14 protein-coding genes and 1 pseudogene are annotated in these 15,010 nt (G+C 69.9%); 8 read left to right on the top strand and 7 right to left on the bottom strand.

What is annotated here, in order from left to right; translation table 11 throughout:
* Positions 1-19 precede the first annotated feature (19 nt).
* The gene (locus IE206_RS01080; protein ID WP_189959646.1) at positions 20-457 is read left to right on the top strand and encodes a cytidine/deoxycytidylate deaminase family protein; all 438 of its coding nucleotides are present in this window, start codon (positions 20-22) and stop codon (positions 455-457) included.
* On the opposite strand, the gene IE206_RS01075 is transcribed toward IE206_RS01080, so the two are convergent.
* Entirely contained in the window at positions 444-1,058 is a 615-nt protein-coding gene (locus IE206_RS01075) for a TetR family transcriptional regulator (protein WP_189959643.1), read from the bottom strand. The genes IE206_RS01080 and IE206_RS01075 overlap by 14 nt on opposite strands.
* Before the next feature lie 98 nt (positions 1,059-1,156).
* On the opposite strand from IE206_RS01075, the gene IE206_RS01070 reads away from it, so the two are divergent.
* Positions 1,157-2,008, top strand: coding sequence for an alpha/beta fold hydrolase (locus tag IE206_RS01070; protein ID WP_189959641.1), 852 nt, complete (start codon positions 1,157-1,159; stop codon positions 2,006-2,008).
* A 106-nt stretch (positions 2,009-2,114) separates the two neighbouring features.
* Positions 2,115-2,590 (top strand): annotated as a pseudogene (locus IE206_RS01065) (DinB family protein).
* Positions 2,591-2,641: 51 nt separating this feature from the next.
* On the opposite strand, the gene IE206_RS01060 reads toward IE206_RS01065, so the two are convergent.
* Positions 2,642-3,559, bottom strand: coding sequence for an endo-beta-N-acetylglucosaminidase H (locus tag IE206_RS01060; RefSeq protein ID WP_189959639.1), 918 nt, complete (start codon positions 3,557-3,559; stop codon positions 2,642-2,644).
* A gap of 161 nt (positions 3,560-3,720) precedes the next feature.
* Positions 3,721-4,566 carry an NAD(P)H-binding protein gene (locus tag IE206_RS01055; protein ID WP_189959637.1) on the bottom strand — a complete coding sequence of 282 codons (846 nt, stop codon included), beginning with the start codon at positions 4,564-4,566 and terminating at the stop codon, positions 3,721-3,723.
* A gap of 82 nt (positions 4,567-4,648) precedes the next feature.
* On the opposite strand from IE206_RS01055, the gene IE206_RS01050 reads away from it, so the two are divergent.
* Positions 4,649-5,230, top strand: coding sequence for a TetR/AcrR family transcriptional regulator (locus tag IE206_RS01050; RefSeq protein ID WP_189959635.1), 582 nt, complete (start codon positions 4,649-4,651; stop codon positions 5,228-5,230).
* Between the two features lie 37 nt (positions 5,231-5,267).
* Here the strand turns inward: IE206_RS01050 and IE206_RS01045 are convergent, their stop codons facing one another.
* The gene (locus IE206_RS01045; RefSeq protein ID WP_189959632.1) at positions 5,268-6,053 is read right to left on the bottom strand and encodes an alpha/beta fold hydrolase; all 786 of its coding nucleotides are present in this window, start codon (positions 6,051-6,053) and stop codon (positions 5,268-5,270) included.
* A 96-nt stretch (positions 6,054-6,149) separates the two neighbouring features.
* Positions 6,150-7,415, bottom strand: coding sequence for an APC family permease (locus tag IE206_RS01040; RefSeq protein ID WP_189959630.1), 1,266 nt, complete (start codon positions 7,413-7,415; stop codon positions 6,150-6,152).
* A 396-nt stretch (positions 7,416-7,811) separates the two neighbouring features.
* Here IE206_RS01040 and IE206_RS01035 point away from each other — a divergent pair, with 396 nt between their 5' ends.
* Complete coding sequence (locus IE206_RS01035) at positions 7,812-9,428, top strand: phospholipase D-like domain-containing protein (protein ID WP_226598605.1); 1,617 nt, start codon at positions 7,812-7,814, stop codon at positions 9,426-9,428.
* Positions 9,429-9,547: 119 nt separating this feature from the next.
* Here the strand turns inward: IE206_RS01035 and IE206_RS01030 are convergent, their stop codons facing one another.
* A complete protein-coding gene (locus IE206_RS01030; protein WP_189959629.1) occupies positions 9,548-10,096 on the bottom strand; it encodes a DUF1062 domain-containing protein in 549 nt (182 codons plus the stop codon).
* 317 nt (positions 10,097-10,413) lie between these two features.
* On the opposite strand from IE206_RS01030, the gene IE206_RS01025 reads away from it, so the two are divergent.
* The 3 genes from IE206_RS01025 (at position 10,414) to IE206_RS01015 (ending at position 13,962) form a co-directional block, all read left to right on the top strand.
* On the top strand, positions 10,414-11,226 hold the full coding sequence (locus IE206_RS01025; RefSeq protein WP_189959626.1) for a DUF6585 family protein: 813 nt from the start codon (positions 10,414-10,416) through the stop codon (positions 11,224-11,226).
* 368 nt (positions 11,227-11,594) lie between these two features.
* Positions 11,595-12,815 (top strand): GNAT family N-acetyltransferase, encoded by a 1,221-nt coding sequence (locus tag IE206_RS01020; protein WP_189959624.1) that lies wholly within the window; start codon positions 11,595-11,597, stop codon positions 12,813-12,815.
* Between the two features lie 157 nt (positions 12,816-12,972).
* Complete coding sequence (locus tag IE206_RS01015) at positions 12,973-13,962, top strand: PI-PLC domain-containing protein (protein ID WP_226598603.1); 990 nt, start codon at positions 12,973-12,975, stop codon at positions 13,960-13,962.
* A 35-nt stretch (positions 13,963-13,997) separates the two neighbouring features.
* Here the strand turns inward: IE206_RS01015 and IE206_RS01010 are convergent, their stop codons facing one another.
* Positions 13,998-14,948, bottom strand: a complete 951-nt coding sequence (locus tag IE206_RS01010; RefSeq protein ID WP_189959622.1) for an NAD(P)-dependent oxidoreductase — start codon at positions 14,946-14,948, stop codon at positions 13,998-14,000.
* Positions 14,949-15,010 lie beyond the last annotated feature (62 nt).

Raw genomic sequence — 15,010 nt, 5'->3', positions numbered from 1 at the left:
CCGTACGAAAGCCGAGAAGATGCCCACACCTCCCCAGCCCGTCGACCATGAACTCATCGAGGCCGCGGCCCGGATCGCGCGCACCCGGTGCCGCGGTGACCACCACACCATGGCGTCCGCTGCCCGGGCCCGGGACGGCAGGGTCATCACCGGGGTGAACGCCTACCACTTCACCGGCGGCCCCTGCGCAGAGCTGGTCGTCATCGGCGCGGCGGCCGCCCAGGGCGCGTACGAGCTGGACACGATCGTCGCCGTGGGGGACCGCGACCGGGGGGTCGTTTCCCCGTGCGGCCGATGCCGCCAGGTCCTGTTCGACTACTTCCCGGCCCTGAACGTCATCGTCGGATCAGGGGATCGGCTCCGCACCGTCTCCATCACCGACCTGCTTCCGGAAACCTACGTCTGGGCCGACCACCAGCTCGACGCCGAGCCGACCGCTCCGCTCAGCGCGGGCTGACACCGGCGACGGTCGCGCGCAGGGTCTCGGTCCACCAGTCGAGCATGCGATCGCGCGCGGCCGCGTCCAGGCCCACGCTTCGGCGGAATTCGCCGCCGAACAATGGCTCCGTCGCAACGGCTTGATGCAGAGCGGCCACCGTGAGCTGGATCGCCTCGCGGGTGGGGGGTGTCCGGCCGGTGGCGGCGCAATCGGCCTGTGCTTGCGCGTGCAGGCGGTCCACGATCTCGTCGAGCATGCCGCTTCCGGTGTCGCGCCAGCCCGATTGGTGCAGTGCGAGGGCCAGTTCGGCGTAGCCGTCGGCATAGAGCGCGGCCAGCAGGCGTACGAGTTCGGCCGGGTCGGCCGGTCCCTTGGTCAACGCGCCCAGGACGGCGTGCAGTTGGGACTTGAGTTTCGTCCCGCCGAAGCGCAGCAGAGCCGACAGCAACTGTTCGCGGGTGCCGAAGTGGTGGTTGACCGCGGCATCGGACACGCCGACCTCGGCCGCCACGGCCCGCACTTGCACGGCCGCGGGGCCGCCCGCCGCGAGCAGTCTGCCCGCGGCTTCCAGGATCAGCCGCTTGGCTTCATCGGGTGTGCGTCGTACGCGGTTGGCCACCCGCCAACCTTACCTTGACCCATCAAGGCAGGGATGCTTACCTTGATGGGTCAAGGTAATGGGGTGCCGCGATGAACGGACGAACCACGGTCCCGTCGATGACCGCGCTGGCGGCATCGAAGGGGGTGCGGGTCCACGATGCGGCACCGCCGTCCGAGATCTTCTACTCGCGCGCGGGCTGCCGGTCGCACGGATTGGACTGGGGCGGACCGGGGCCCGCGGTGCTCCTGTTGCACGGAGGCGGACTGAGCGCGCGTACCTGGGACTTCGTCTGCCTGGGTCTGCGCGGTGCGGCGCGGCTCGTCGCGCTGGACCTGCGCGGCCACGGTGACAGCGACTGGTCCGACGACTACCGCATCGGCACGATGGCTGAGGACGTCGTCGCCGCGGCCGACCACCTCGGCTTGGACCGGGTGCGACTGGCCGGCATGTCGCTCGGAGGCGTGGTCGCCGCCCATGTCGCCGACGCCCACCCCGGTCGCGTCGAGCGGCTGGCGCTGATCGACGTCGCGCCCGGCGTCGACTTCGAGAGCACCGGGCGCATGCGGGCCTTCATGGCAGGCCTTGGTCCGGTCGCCGCACTCGACGCGGTGGTGGACGCCGCGATGCAGGTGAATCCGCGGGCCGACCGTGCGGGCGTCGCCTACCGCATGAATACGTTGTTCCGCCGTGCGCCCAACGGCGATTGGGTGCCGAAGGGCGATCCGCGACCACCCGACTTCCCCGCGATTCTCGCCGCCATCGAGCGCCTCCCGGCGCAGCTCACGGGCCTGCCGGTACTGCTGGTACGCGGCGGTCGCAGCAGGGTGCTGTCACAGCCCACCGCCGAACGCCTGGTGGGGCGCATTCCCGACGGAGAACTCGTGGTGGTGCCGGATGCGGGACACAACGTGCAGGAGGACAATCCGGCGGCGCTGATCACCGCGCTGGGTGCTTTCCTGACGCGCTGACGGTATGGAGCTCGCGCCACTTCGGCGCCCGCCCCACGCCCATGGCCGCGGGGCTATGGATGTGGCCCGGAGCGTGTTCCCACCCACTGGACAGGGGGAGACCAACATGCCTCGTGACACTCCGCCGCCCCGGACCGGAAGCAGCGGGACCGAAACCCTGCGCGGCTTCCTCGACCACCTGCGGACCTCGGTCGCCGCGAAGGTCGCCAGTTGCCCACAACCGCAGGTCCGAACGGCTGGAGTGCCGTCGGGCACGAACCTGATCGGCCTGCTCAACCACCTCACTTTCGTGGAGCGCGCGATGTTCCTCGGGGACCAAGTCACCGACTGGCAGGCCGCGTTCGAGGCCGCGCCGGGCGACGGTGTGGCCGACGTCGTCGCTCGCTACCGGAAGACCGTGGAGCGCGCGAACGCCGTATTGGACCGGTGCACCGACCTCGGCGCACCGGTTCCCCGGCAACGGCCGGGACGCCCCGCTCCCAGCACCCGCTGGGCGCTGGCCCACATGATCGAGGAGACGGGCCGCCACGCGGGCCAGGCGGACATCCTCCGCGACTGATCGACGGAACGACCGGTCGCTGACCCCAAGTCCCTTGGAAGGCATGCCTGTTGAGGGGGCACCGGTCCGGGGTCCTACGGGGTGTAGACGGCGTCGCTTCCGTACAACTGCTTGGTGAAGCTCGAGATGTAGGTGTGCCGGTCGGAGCCGTCCAGGTTGTAGGTGAGGTACACGCCGTAGCCCTCACCGACCGTTCGCTTGGCGAGGCTCGACGCGGTGCTCGTGGGCGTCGCCGTGATGTCGATGGCCGCCGGCGACAGGGCCGACTTGGGCAGCGCGATGCCCGGAACGCCCCAGGTGCCGTAGTACGGGTTCCAGGCGTAGTTGAACTTGGACGAGATGTTCACACCGCCGTAGGACAGTCGCGATGCCGCCGGGCCGATGTTGTAGAGGGAGATGAGTTTGCCCGGCATGCTGTCGCGCAACGCGGAGACCAGGTAGACGAACGAGCTGCTGTTGGGCTGGCCGGTGCCGTTGTTGCCGTACTCGGCGTATTCGTCGTCGAAGTCGATGCCGTCAAGGCCGTACTTGCTCACGGCGTCGGACAACTGCTTGGCGAACGCCGTGGCCGCCGTCTTGGAAGGGAGGTTGGCGAATCCGGCGCCCTGGTGGTTGCCGAGTACCGACAGCATGACCTTGATGCCCTTTGCTTGCAGCGGGCGGATCTGGGTCTGCGCGTTGTCGAGGACGCGCTGCACGTTGTCGTTGAAGTACAGGTACGCCGACTTCTTGCTGGTGTCGTAGTTGATGTTGGCCGCGAAAATGACGGCAACGTCGAATACGTTGCCGCCGCCGTTGGCCAGTGTGTACTTGCCGACGTTGAGCATGCTGTTGCTGTTCACCTCGATGTAGGCCACCGAGGTCGGCCCCTTCTTCGCGGTGTGGGCGGCCGCGGCGGCAGGGGCGGTCGTCGCCGTGCCGCCCGCCAGTGCCGCGGCCGCCAGGAGCGCGAGTGCCGCCGTCCGCACTCTGCCCCGACCGAATACGCGCATGTTCATCAGCCTCCTGTGGCGTGGACCTGCCTCGTGAACCGTTCGGAGGAAGAGTGGCAGGCTCATGCCAAACCTGCCAGGCGGCGCAGGGAGCCGTTCGGTGTGGGACTGTCTGGCGGGGCCCCCGGGGGAGAGGAGGGTGGGGGTTTGTGCGGCGGGTTCTACTGGAACACCGGCAGGTTGCGTGCGACCCAGTTGCCGAAAGAGCCGGCAGGGCGCCGGAGGACCTTCTCCACGTCGGGGCTGATCGCCTGCTCGGCCGGCAGCGGGACGCCGAGGATGTCCAGGGTGCCGTCAATGACCTCGGCCGGCATGAACCGCGCCATGTGGGCATGGGCGTCCTCGCGGGACAGTTCTACGAAGGTCACCTCCTCGCCCAGGGCCTCGGAGATCACCGCCGCTTGCCGACGCGGGCTGATGGCTTCGGGTCCGGTCAGCTCGTACGTACGGCCCGCGTGGCCGTCTTCGAGCAGGGCGACCGCGGCGACCCTCGCGATGTCCGCAGGGTCGATGACGGGCAGTGCCACATCGCCGAAGGGGGCGAAGACCGTGCGCTGCGTACGCACCGGCTCGGCCCAGGCGAACGCGTTGGAGGCGAAGCCGCTCGGGCGCAGGATGGTGAAGTCCAGTCCGGACGCGCGCACGGAGGCCTCGAACGCGCGCAGGCGGGTGTGCGAAGGGGCTTGCGGGCGGGTCGAGTTGATCTGCGAGGACAGCAGGACCACCCGCTTGACTCCGGCTTCCCCGGCCACGTCCAGCAGGGCGTCCGGGCTCTCGCCCCGGCTGTTCAGCTCGCCGCCCAGCAACACGAAGAGTGCGTCGGCGCCTTCGAGGACCGGCCGCATGCTCGCGGAGTTCCCGACATCGGCCCGGGCATGCCGGACCCCGGCCGGAAGTCCCGTGAGCAGCGGGCGCCGCGAGACGGCAACGGCCTCCTCGCCCGCCTCGGCGAGCAGCTCGGCCAGAGCTCGCCCGACATTGCCCGTCGCGCCCGTCACTACGATCATCGCGATCCCCAGAAGTTAGTTAGTTGACTGACTTGGTTGGACGGTAGCACGGGCCCGCCGGGGGTTGTCTATAGTTAGTTGGGTGACTGACTCAGTAAGGCCGAGGGTGCGGGCACCCGAGAAGCGCCGACGGCTCACGACGGCTGCGGCCCAGGTCCTGCACGAGCAGGGCGTCGAACGCACCACCCTCGCTGATATCGCGCGCGCAGCCGACGTCCCTGTCGGGAACGTCTACTACTACTTCAAGACGAAGGACGAACTGGTCAGGGCCGCACTGTCCGAGCACGGCGCGCACCTCGACGAAGTCACCGGTCGGCTGGAGGAGTTGCCCGATCCCCGCGACCGCCTCAAGGCCCTCGTCGAAGGGTGGGTCGACCGGCGCAACGTCGCCGCCCGCTACGGCTGCCCCACAGGCACCCTGGCCGTCGAGCTCGGCAAGCGCGCCGACGGGGTCCTCGACGCGGAAGCCGGAGCGGTGATCCGGCGGCTGCTCGACTGGGCCGGAGACCAGTTCCGCCTCATGAGCCTGCCCGACCCGGACGACCTCGCCGTCACCCTCATCTCCGGCTACCAAGGCATGTCGCTCCTGGCCAATGCGCTGCGAGACCCGGACATCATGACCCGAGAGGGAGCCCGCCTCGTGGACTGGCTCGACTCCCTCTGAAGACCCCGTACTGCCCGGCGTGCCCACCGTCCACGCGTCAGCGGGCGAGGAACGGGCCCAGTGCGGCGGCGAGTTCGGCGGGTGCGTCCAGGGCGATGAGGTGGGCGGCGGTGGAGAACTCGACCAGGGTGGTGTCGGGGATCTCGGCGGCGTACCGGCGGGCGATGTCCTGGAAGTCGGGCACATCGAGCTTGCCGATGCCCACCAGGGTGGGGACGGAGATGGCGGCGAGGTCACCGTTGCCGGGGCCCTGGGAGTGCTTGCCGACAATGTCCTGGTTGACCAGTGACGTCCTTACCGGGCCACGGAGTTGGTCGGCCAGGCCCGGGGCGACGTCGTCCCATCCGCGGGCCGGCCCGCGCAGCCACATGTCCAGGTTCACCTCGACGGCGGCGTCCAGGTCGTGCGCGTCCAGGGCCGCCGTCTCGGCCTCGTCGTAGGCGACCATGTCCGCGGACCAGTCGTATCCCGGCCACGGCGGGGCGAGCAGTGCGAGGGAGTGCACCCGGTCCGGGTGGGTGAGAGCGAAGTCCACGGCCACGCGCCCGCCCCAGGACGCGCCGACGAGCCGGACACGCTCGTGGCCGAGGTGGTCCAGGAGCCGGCGCAGGTCGTCGGCCTCGCTGAACGGTCCGGTCGGGGGCGCGGACTCGCCGAAGCCGCGCAAGTCGTAGCGGATGACTGTGTGCCGTTCCGTGAGGGCGGGCACGACCGCGTCCCACATACGGTGATCCGCGACGCCGGCGTGCACGAGCACGAGGGGCGGTCCTTCGCCGTCGAGGACGTAGGAAAGATGGCCAAGATCGTCTGGGCATATGTGCATCCGCAGATGTTCGCAGGGAGACGGCGCATGTGCCACCCGGATAAGGGAACGGTCCCGACGTTCCGCTCTCGCCTCGCTGCCACGGCCGAGGAGTATTCAGGGGCGGTTGACGGCCTTGCGCAGGACGTAGAGGGCGGCGCCGAGGGCGAGGACCGCCGCGCCGGAGGTGGCTGATGCGGGTGGCAGAGCGAAGGCCAGGGCGATGCAGCCGGTGAGGCCGAGGACGGGCACTGCGCGTGGTGGGCGGGCTTCGGCGGGGGAGAGGGTGAGGGCGGCCGCGTTGGCGATGGCGTAGTAGGCCAGCACCCCGAAGGAGGAGAACCCGATCGCCCCGCGTACGTCGACGCTCGCGGCGAGTGCCGCGACTACGGCCCCGACGGCCAGTTCCGCCCGGTGGGGGACGTGGAATCGCGGGTGGACCGTGGCCAGTACATGCGGCAGATGCCGGTCGCGGGCCATCGCGAGGGTGGTGCGCGAGACGCCGAGGATCAGGGCCAGCAGGGAACCCAGGGCGCCGACGGCGGCCCCGGCCCGCACCACGGGCGCCAGCCCCGGGACTCCGGCGGCGCGGACGGCATCGGCCAGCGGGGCGCCGGAACCTGACAGATGGTCAGCCCCGAGCACGGCCAGGGTGGTGACGGCGACGGCCGCGTACACCACGAGGGTGATGCCCAGGGCGATCGGGATCGCACGGGGGATGGTGCGGGCGGGGTCGCGGACCTCCTCGCCCAGGGTGGCGATGCGGGCGTAGCCGGCGAAGGCGAAGAAGAGCAGCCCGGCGGCCCGGAGCACCCCGCCGACGGTGGCGTCCGTGCCGATGTCCAGCCGGGCGGCGTCCGCGGTTCCGCCGCTCAGGCAGGCGGCCACGACCGCGGCGAGTACGGCCACCACGAAGGCGACGACGGCCCGGGTCAGCCAGGCCGACTTCTGCACCCCGGCGTAGTTCACCGCCGTCAGCGCCACCACGGCGGCGACGGCGACCGCGTGCTCCTGCCCCGGCCACACGTAGGAGCCGACCGTCAGGGCCATCGCGGCGCACGAGGCGGTCTTGCCGACGACGAAAGCCCACCCGGCGAGATAGCCCCAGAAGTCCCCGAGACGCTCGCGTCCGTACACATAGGTGCCGCCGGAGGCGGGGTAGCGGGCGGCCAGCCGAGCCGAGGACGTGGCGTTGCAGTAGGCGACCACGGCGGCGAGCGCCAGGCCGAGCAGCAGGCCGGACCCGGCAGCGCCGGCGGCCGGGGCGAGCGCGGCGAAGATCCCCGCCCCGATCATCGAGCCGAGTCCGATGACTACGGCGTCGAAGACCCCCAGCCGACGTTTGAGCGCGGGGCCACCTGCTGAGGGCGCTGGCGTGTTCAACACTCACTCCTCGAACGGTGGCCGTGCGGGCCCCGCATCCGTACGGCTGTCGGTTCCGGCGCACGGTATCGGGTCAAGGTGTCGTGCAGGGGCACGTGATCCTTCGGGACAGCGCCTGCCGGCGGCTGTGCGCCTGCCGGCGGCTGTGCGCCTGCCGGCGGCTGTGCGCCTGTCCGCAAGAGCCCGCCGTCATGTCGACGACGCGGACACGGACCGGCAGGGTCGTCGGCGGAGCGCCGCATCTCCCTTTCAAGCCCCGCGTGGGGGCGGTCGATGCGTGGCCGGATCGCGCATGCCCAGGTCCGCGATCCGGAGGGGTTGCTGGTAGCTTCCGCAAGTTGATCTTGCTGCTCGCCGATAGTGGCGGCCGCGCTCCTCCGAACAAGGGATCCCGAATTGGCTCGTCATCCGCGAAGGCGTTCGTCCGCTCTCGTCCTCGGTGTCGCTGTCCCGGCCATGGCGGCCGCCCTGCTGCCCGCGGCCCCCGCCACGGCGGACGCGGGGCCGGCCGCCCCGCACCTGGACGCCGTCGAGCAGGCGCTCCGTCAGGTCTCTCCGGGACTCGAAGGGCGGGTCTGGGAGCGCACCGGGGGCAACACCCTGGATGCGTCGGCAGCGGGCGGAGGCGACTGGCTGCTGCAGACCCCCGGGTGCTGGGGCGATGCCACGTGTGCCGACCGGCCCGGAACGCGGCGGCTCCTCGCCAAGATGACGGAGAACATCTCCCGGGCGAGGGGAACCGTCGACATATCCACCCTCGCGCCCTTCCCCAACGGTGCGTTCCAGGATGCCGTGGTGGCCGGGCTCAAGGCTTCGGCAGCGTCCGGCCACAAGCTCAAGGTGCGCGTGCTGGTGGGCGCTGCGCCGATCTACCACCTGAACGTCATCCCGTCGAAGTACCGCGACGAACTCGTCGGCAGGCTCGGCAAGGACGCGGCCAACGTCACCCTCAACGTCGCGTCCATGACGACGTCGAAGACCGCCTTCTCCTGGAACCACTCCAAGTTGCTCGTCGTCGACGGCCGGTCGGTGATCACGGGAGGCATCAACAACTGGAAGGACGACTACCTGGACACATCCCATCCGGTCTCCGACGTCGACCTGGCCCTGAGCGGTCCGGCCGCCGCCTCCGCCGGCAAGTACCTGGACGAGCTGTGGTCCTGGACCTGCCGGAACAAGAACAACATCGCCAGCGTCTGGTTCGCCTCCTCCAACGGGGCCGGATGCATGCCGTCCCTGGCCCGGGACGCCGCACCCGTAACGCCCTCGGGTGACGTACCGGTGATCGCGGTGGGCGGACTCGGGGTCGGCATCCAACGCAACGACCCCACATCGGCGTTCCGGCCCACACTGCCCAGCGCCTCCGACACCAAGTGCGGCGTCGGCCTGCACGACAACACCAACGCCGACCGGGACTACGACACCGTCAACCCGGAGGAGAGCGCCCTGCGGGCACTGATCTCCAGCGCGGACCGGCACATCGAGATCTCTCAGCAGGACCTCAACGCGACCTGCCCACCGCTGCCCCGGTACGACATCCGCACGTACGACGCCCTCGCGGCCAAGCTGGCGGACGGCGTCAAGGTCCGCATCGTCGTCAGCGATCCCGCCAACCGTGGCGCCGTGGGCAGCGGCGGATACTCGCAGATCAAGTCACTCGCCGAGATCAGCGACACCCTCCGCGACCGAATCGCCCTGCTCACCGGCGATCAGGGTTCGGCACGGACCGCGATGTGCTCGAACCTCCAACTGGCCAGCTTCCGGAGCTCGTCGAGCCCGAAGTGGGCGGATGGCCATCCCTACGCGCAGCACCACAAACTGATCTCCGTGGACGGCTCGGCGTTCTACATCGGATCCAAGAACCTCTACCCGGCATGGCTCCAGGACTTCGGGTACGTGGTGGAGAGCCCCGCGGCCGCCAAGCAACTCGACACCCAGCTCCTTGCCCCGCAGTGGCAGTACTCCAAGGCTTCCGCGACCGTCGACTACGAGCGCGGAATCTGCCAGGGATGACATTGAGCTGACGCTGAACTCCCACTGGCATATGGGGAGTCGGAAATTGACGGTCACGGCACCGGGGCCTGTCCGGCGGATCTTGCCGGTGCACGGGCAGGCCCTGGTGCCGGGCGGGTTCAGCGCTTGAGGGTGAACGTGAAGTCGCCGGAGAGCTTGCCGCTCAGCCGGACCGCCGACACGAGGTTCCCCTCGTCGATCAGCCTCTCCACCTCCGCCCGTGAAAGACCGAAGCCCTCGGCGATCAGTCGCACCGGCCGGACAGGGATCCGCGCCGCGAAGCGGACCGAGACGTCGATGGCCTCGCGGTCCAGTCGTTCCGATCCGCCGGTGTCGAGGCGCCAGGCGTTGTCCCAGTCGAGGGCGATGCGATTGCGGCGCCGTACGACCGGATCCTGGAGCAACTCGGCCGCCAGACCGAGGTCGTTGTCGTGCATTCGGTCGAGGAGCTCGGGTCGTACGGAGCGCACGTTCATCCGCTCCAGGACCGTGAGCTTTGCCGTTTCCCCGCAACCGGTGCAGAGGACGAGGAGCCAGGCGTCGAGGAGCTTGTGGTTCGCGTTGACGCGGAACTTGCCGTTCGCCCGGAAGCGGTCGGACGCGCACGCGTGGCAACGGCGGAGGACGAGCGGCAGGCAGGTGGGTGTGACCACCCAGTTTTCGAGCACAGAAGTACACCGATCTCAGTGAGAAGTCCGCAGCAAAAAGCAGCGCGGCGCGAACCTGCGCGACGCGCGACCAATCAGCACTCGGGGGGTCTCACACGGTGTACAACGGGACGTCCTTGCCTGGGCGACGTGATTCGGCAGCACAGTAAGGCGCACGGCGCTGCCGTTCCACTGATTTATTGCCACCGGTTCTTCCCGGGACCGCTCGTGGAACCGAGGTGCCCCGCAACACCGTCTGTCTCACCGGTAGTTGACGTGTCTCTGCCACGGCTCCGTTGCGTGGCAGGACAGTTCTCGCGGGCTCACAGGGGGCAGGGATGAGTGGGGATTCGGTGTCGAACCAGGACCACCTCGACCGGGACGGGGTCGCGCAGCAGGTCAGCGCCGCGGCGGCACGGGAGGGGCTGGGGATGCATCGCGCGGCCTATCCGTCGATCGCGCAGGCTCAGCGCCAGCACGTCAAGCGCGTCCAGTTCGCGGCCGTGGTGCTAGGCGTCCTCGTCGTGCTCTGCCTGGCGACCGGCTACGTGCCGCTGGCGTTCGTGGTGGGGCTGCCGCTGCTGATATGCCTGTACGCGATCATGACGTACAGCAGTGCCGCCAACAGAAACGAAGGATCACGCCTCGACCTGTTCGAGCACGGACTCACCTCGGCCCACCGTGGCGGTGTCCACGTGGTCCGCTATGCCGACACGAGCGTGCTGCAGAACATCGTCCGGCACACCCAATACGGCCAGACCACCAGGATCACCTACGCCTACACCGTCACGGACACCACGGGTACACAGGTAGTTCTCCGGGCGGGCTACGCGCAGCCTCACGAGTGGGGGCCGGCGATCCAGCAGGCCGTCACGGAGGCGCAACTTCCGCAGGCGGTAGCCCAGTTGAATGCGGGCCGGCGTCTGGAGTTCGGCCCACTGTGGCTGACGCCCAGGGAGATCGGGTCGGGCAACAAGTCAACACCCTGGCCGCAGGTCGAAGACGTCGAGGTGAAGGACGGCTACGTACGGATCCGCGTGGCCGGGCGCTGGAGTGCCCTGTCGATGACGGCAGTGAGCCGCATCCCCAACTTCTTCGTGTTCCGCGCCCTCGCCGATCACCTGCGAGGCGGGTCGGCCTCCATGGGGTGAGTGACCCTTCGGCAGCAGGAGGCCCCGGGCCCGATGTGGTGGCGGCCCGGCCGCCTCAATGGCCCATCAACCGCGCCCAGTCGAAACGCACGCTGTGTGGGAGGGAATCCCCAAAGGAACGTTGATCGCCACGGGTCATCGTGGTACGCCGCTGCTCGCAGCCCCGGTCGGTGAAGAGAACGGCCGTGGCGTTCGTGCCGTGGAACGCACTGATGGCCCCTTGGAGCAGCAGGCGGCACTCTGCGTCGGTGGGATTGATCGGCTTGCGGCAGCCCGTAATTCGCTTGACCTTGTCGTGGGGGCGAGGTTGCACTGTGGCCGGGCATCACGCGGCGTGGTGTCGGCATCCCGGGGAGGCAGCGGCACCAATGGAGATACGTCCCACCACCGACCAGGACCTCGATCTCTTCGTCGACACACTTCATGCCGCGTTCGGGCGCTTCCCGGAACCCCCTAAGGAGGGCAGCACGGGGTGGTGGTCGGCGTTGGAAATGGACCGCAACCTGTTCGCCGTGGCGGCGGACGGGCGACCCGTCGGAACCGCCGGTGCGTACTCCTTCGAGCTCACCCTGCCCGGCGAGATCCTCGTCCCGGCCGCCGGGGTGACCGCCGTCGGCGTCCTGCCCTCGCACCGACGGCAGGGCGTGCTCAGCGCGATGATGCGGCATCAGCTCACCGAGCTGAGGGCCCGAGGTGAGGTCCTCTCCGTGCTGCTGGCCTCCGAGGCCCTGATCTACCGCAGGTTCGGCTACGGACCGGCGACCTACACGCGGCGGCTGACGGTGCCGCGCCACCGGGGCGTCCTCGCGGATCCCCGGGCGGGCGCACCGGCCGACGGCCCGACGACGGGCTCGGTCGAGGTGCTGCGGCGTGCCGAGTGCGGCGAGATCCTGGAAGAGGTCTACGACCGGTACCGCCGCGCACAGCCCGGCGCGGTGTCCCGGCCGCACCGCTGGTGGGCCCTGGGCGCGGGGCAGCCCCCGGTCTCCACGGCGCCGCGCTACGTCGCGGTCCACCGCGACGCCGAGGGCATAGCGGACGGGTATGCCAGCTATTCGGTCGGCGAGGCCGAGACGCTGACGGTCGACGAGACCATCGCCATCGACGACTCCGTCTTCACGGCCCTGGCCCGGTTCGTGCTCGGACACGACCTGGTCGCTCAGGTCGTGTTCAAGCACGTTCCGCCCGAACACCCGCTGCGCTGGCAGCTCGCGGACTTCCGCGCCGGCGAGGTCAGCGGCGACACCGACTGGCTCTGGGTGCGACTCCTCGACGTCCCGCGGGCGCTGATCTCGCGCGGCTGGTTCACGGACGGCGAGCTCGTCCTCGACGTCGACGACCCGTTCCTCGGGGAGCACGGCCGCTACCTGCTGACCGTCCGGGACGGCAAGGCCGATTGCGTACGGACGGGCCGGGAGCCCGACCTGTCCCTCGACGTGAGCGACCTCGGCTCGGTCTACCTCGGCGGTACCGCCCCGAGCACGCTCGTACGTGCCGGACACATCCGCGCCCACCGCCCGGGCGCGGCGACCCTCGCCGACGCCCTCTTCCGCGCCGAGCGTCCCCCGCACTGCCTGCACTGGTTCTGAGCGCGCGAACTCTGCGCCCACTATGGCCACTTGACGAGGAAAGCAGGCCGAGAACATGTCATGAAATCTGCCCTGGGCAGGCTACTTTTTCGGATAGATCCACCGTACTTCGCACATCCGCCCGGCTCAGGGCGCAGATCCGAAGGAGTACCACCTCTTGACCAGCCACCTCCCACACGGCTTCGGCCGCCGGTTGTTACGGGCCCTCGTCGCGGCGCTCTGCGGCGTCCTCGGTGTCACCGCGCTCGGCGCGACCCCGGCGGCGGCAGCCGATCAGCGGCACGCGATCTACGCCATCGCGCACCGGGTCGACACCCTGGACGGCGTGGACGCCGCGCTCAACCACGGCGCCAACGGCATCGAGATCGACGTCTGCGCCTGGTACAACCCGAACGAATGGCGCGCCTATCACGACTGCTCCTCGGCCGGTGAAACCCGTTACGGCCCCAGCTTCGACAGCATGATCGACCGCATCCTCTCCAACGCCAAGGCGGGGCGCCGCCTCGCGCTGGTCTGGCTGGACATCAAGGACCCCAACTACTGCGGAGAAGCGCCCAACCGCGCCTGCAGCGTCGCCGGCCTGCGCGACAAGGCACAGCGGCTGACGGCCGCCGGAATCCAGGTCCTCTACGGATTCTTCGAGTACCACGGCGGCAGCACCCCGGACGTCGGCGGCAGGGGCTGGAAGAGCCTGGAAGGCAAGCTCGGCAGCCTTGAGGGCATCACGAGCACCGGGACCCGCGACCAGGTCGTCGGCGCCTTCAACCGGTCCGGTTCCGGATTCCCGACGGGGCACCGGGCGATGGACTACGGCGACTCCGACATCACCAAGGGATTCGGCAACTGCACGGAAGCCACCTGGAACACGTGCGCCGAACTGAAGAAGGGCGCCGACGACCGTGCCGCCGGAAGGCTCGCGGCCACGCTGTCCTGGACGACCACCTACAACGACCCGTGGTACGTCGACAAACTCCTCGGCGACGCACGTGTCGACGGCATCATCGCGGGCTACGGCGCCTTCAACGGAGTCAAGGAGTACGACAACACCTGGCAGTGCGCCAACGCCATCAAGCTCGTCCGTGACTGGGTGAACCAGCACGGCGCCACGCACCGCATGGCCAACAGCGGCGACCGCCTGTTCAGGTAAACCCGAAGGAAAGCCGTCGGGCGTGTCGGTCGAGGTCAGCACACCCTGTTCGCGGCGGAGCCGCCGGACAGCGCCGCATTGAGCTCGCTGACCAGGATGCGGCCGACCTCGGCCTGGGCATCCGTCGTGGCGGCGCCGATGTGCGGGGTCAGCACCACATTGTCCAGAGCGGCGAACTCCGGGGTGCCGCTCTCCTGGCTGTGGACGTCGAGGGCGGCACCCGCGATGGTCTTCTCGCGCAGCGCCCGCAGCAGCGCGGCCTCGTCGACGACTCCGGCGCGGGACACGTCGACGAGGTAGGCGCCGGTGCCCATCAGGGCGAGTTCAGCCTCGCCGATCAGCCCGCGCGTGTGCTCCGTGAGCGGCACGGACAGGCACACCGCGTCGGCGGTGGCGAGCAGCTCGGACAGCTCGACGCGTTCGACGCCGCGCTCGCGCAGCGCGGCGTCCCGCTCGGGCGAGGGCCGGGCCACGGAGGCGAGGACGCGCATGCCGAGGGCGTTCGCGAGCTCGGCGATGCGGGACCCGATCGGGCCCTGGCCGACCACCCCGAGGACATGGTCGCGCAGCTCGGGGCCCGCCAGGTTCGGCTTGTCCCAGATGCCGTCCCGGATCTGCCGGTCGGCGCGGGCGATGTTGCGGGTCACCGCGAGGAGCAGCCCGAGAGCGAGTTCGGCGACGGCCCCGGCCGAGGCGCCGGGGATGTTGAACACCTGGACTCCGGCTTCCCGGGCGGCCTCCAGGTCGATGTTGTCGGTGCCGGACCCGGCCCGCGCCACCACCCTCAGGCGCTGACCCGCGGTGATGACGTCGGCCGTGATGCGTACGCCGCTGCGCACCACGAGGGCGTCGGCCCCGGCGGCGAGGGCGAGGAGTTCGTCGTGTCCGGGGCGGATCCGCACCTCGACCTCGTGGGCCTGGGCCAGGGCGTCCAGGGCGTCAGGATCGACCGGGTCGAGTACGACGATGCGCGCTCTGTCTGTCATTGCTCGCTGTCCAATCCTCTGCGGGCTTCCAACGTGGCTTGATCCTCTCAGGACACCGCCGT

The sequence above is a fragment of the Streptomyces violascens genome (assembly GCF_014649955.1).
Taxonomy (GTDB): Bacteria; Actinomycetota; Actinomycetes; order Streptomycetales; family Streptomycetaceae; genus Streptomyces; species Streptomyces violascens.
Note: the sequence above shows the minus strand (reverse complement) of the source record. Positions and strands in the feature narration are given on the sequence as shown.

What these genes read in the sequence shown, in the direction of transcription:
- IE206_RS01080 (WP_189959646.1), top strand. Translation starts at nt 20, where the DNA reads ATGCCCACACCTCCCCAGCCCGTCGACCATGAACTCATCGAGGCCGCG.
- IE206_RS01070 (WP_189959641.1), top strand. Translation starts at nt 1,157, where the DNA reads ATGACCGCGCTGGCGGCATCGAAGGGGGTGCGGGTCCACGATGCGGCA.
- IE206_RS01060 (WP_189959639.1), bottom strand. Translation starts at nt 3,559, where the DNA reads ATGCGCGTATTCGGTCGGGGCAGAGTGCGGACGGCGGCACTCGCGCTC.
- IE206_RS01055 (WP_189959637.1), bottom strand. Translation starts at nt 4,566, where the DNA reads ATGATCGTAGTGACGGGCGCGACGGGCAATGTCGGGCGAGCTCTGGCC.
- IE206_RS01045 (WP_189959632.1), bottom strand. Translation starts at nt 6,053, where the DNA reads ATGCACATATGCCCAGACGATCTTGGCCATCTTTCCTACGTCCTCGAC.
- IE206_RS01025 (WP_189959626.1), top strand. Translation starts at nt 10,414, where the DNA reads ATGAGTGGGGATTCGGTGTCGAACCAGGACCACCTCGACCGGGACGGG.
- IE206_RS01020 (WP_189959624.1), top strand. Translation starts at nt 11,595, where the DNA reads ATGGAGATACGTCCCACCACCGACCAGGACCTCGATCTCTTCGTCGAC.
- IE206_RS01010 (WP_189959622.1), bottom strand. Translation starts at nt 14,948, where the DNA reads ATGACAGACAGAGCGCGCATCGTCGTACTCGACCCGGTCGATCCTGAC.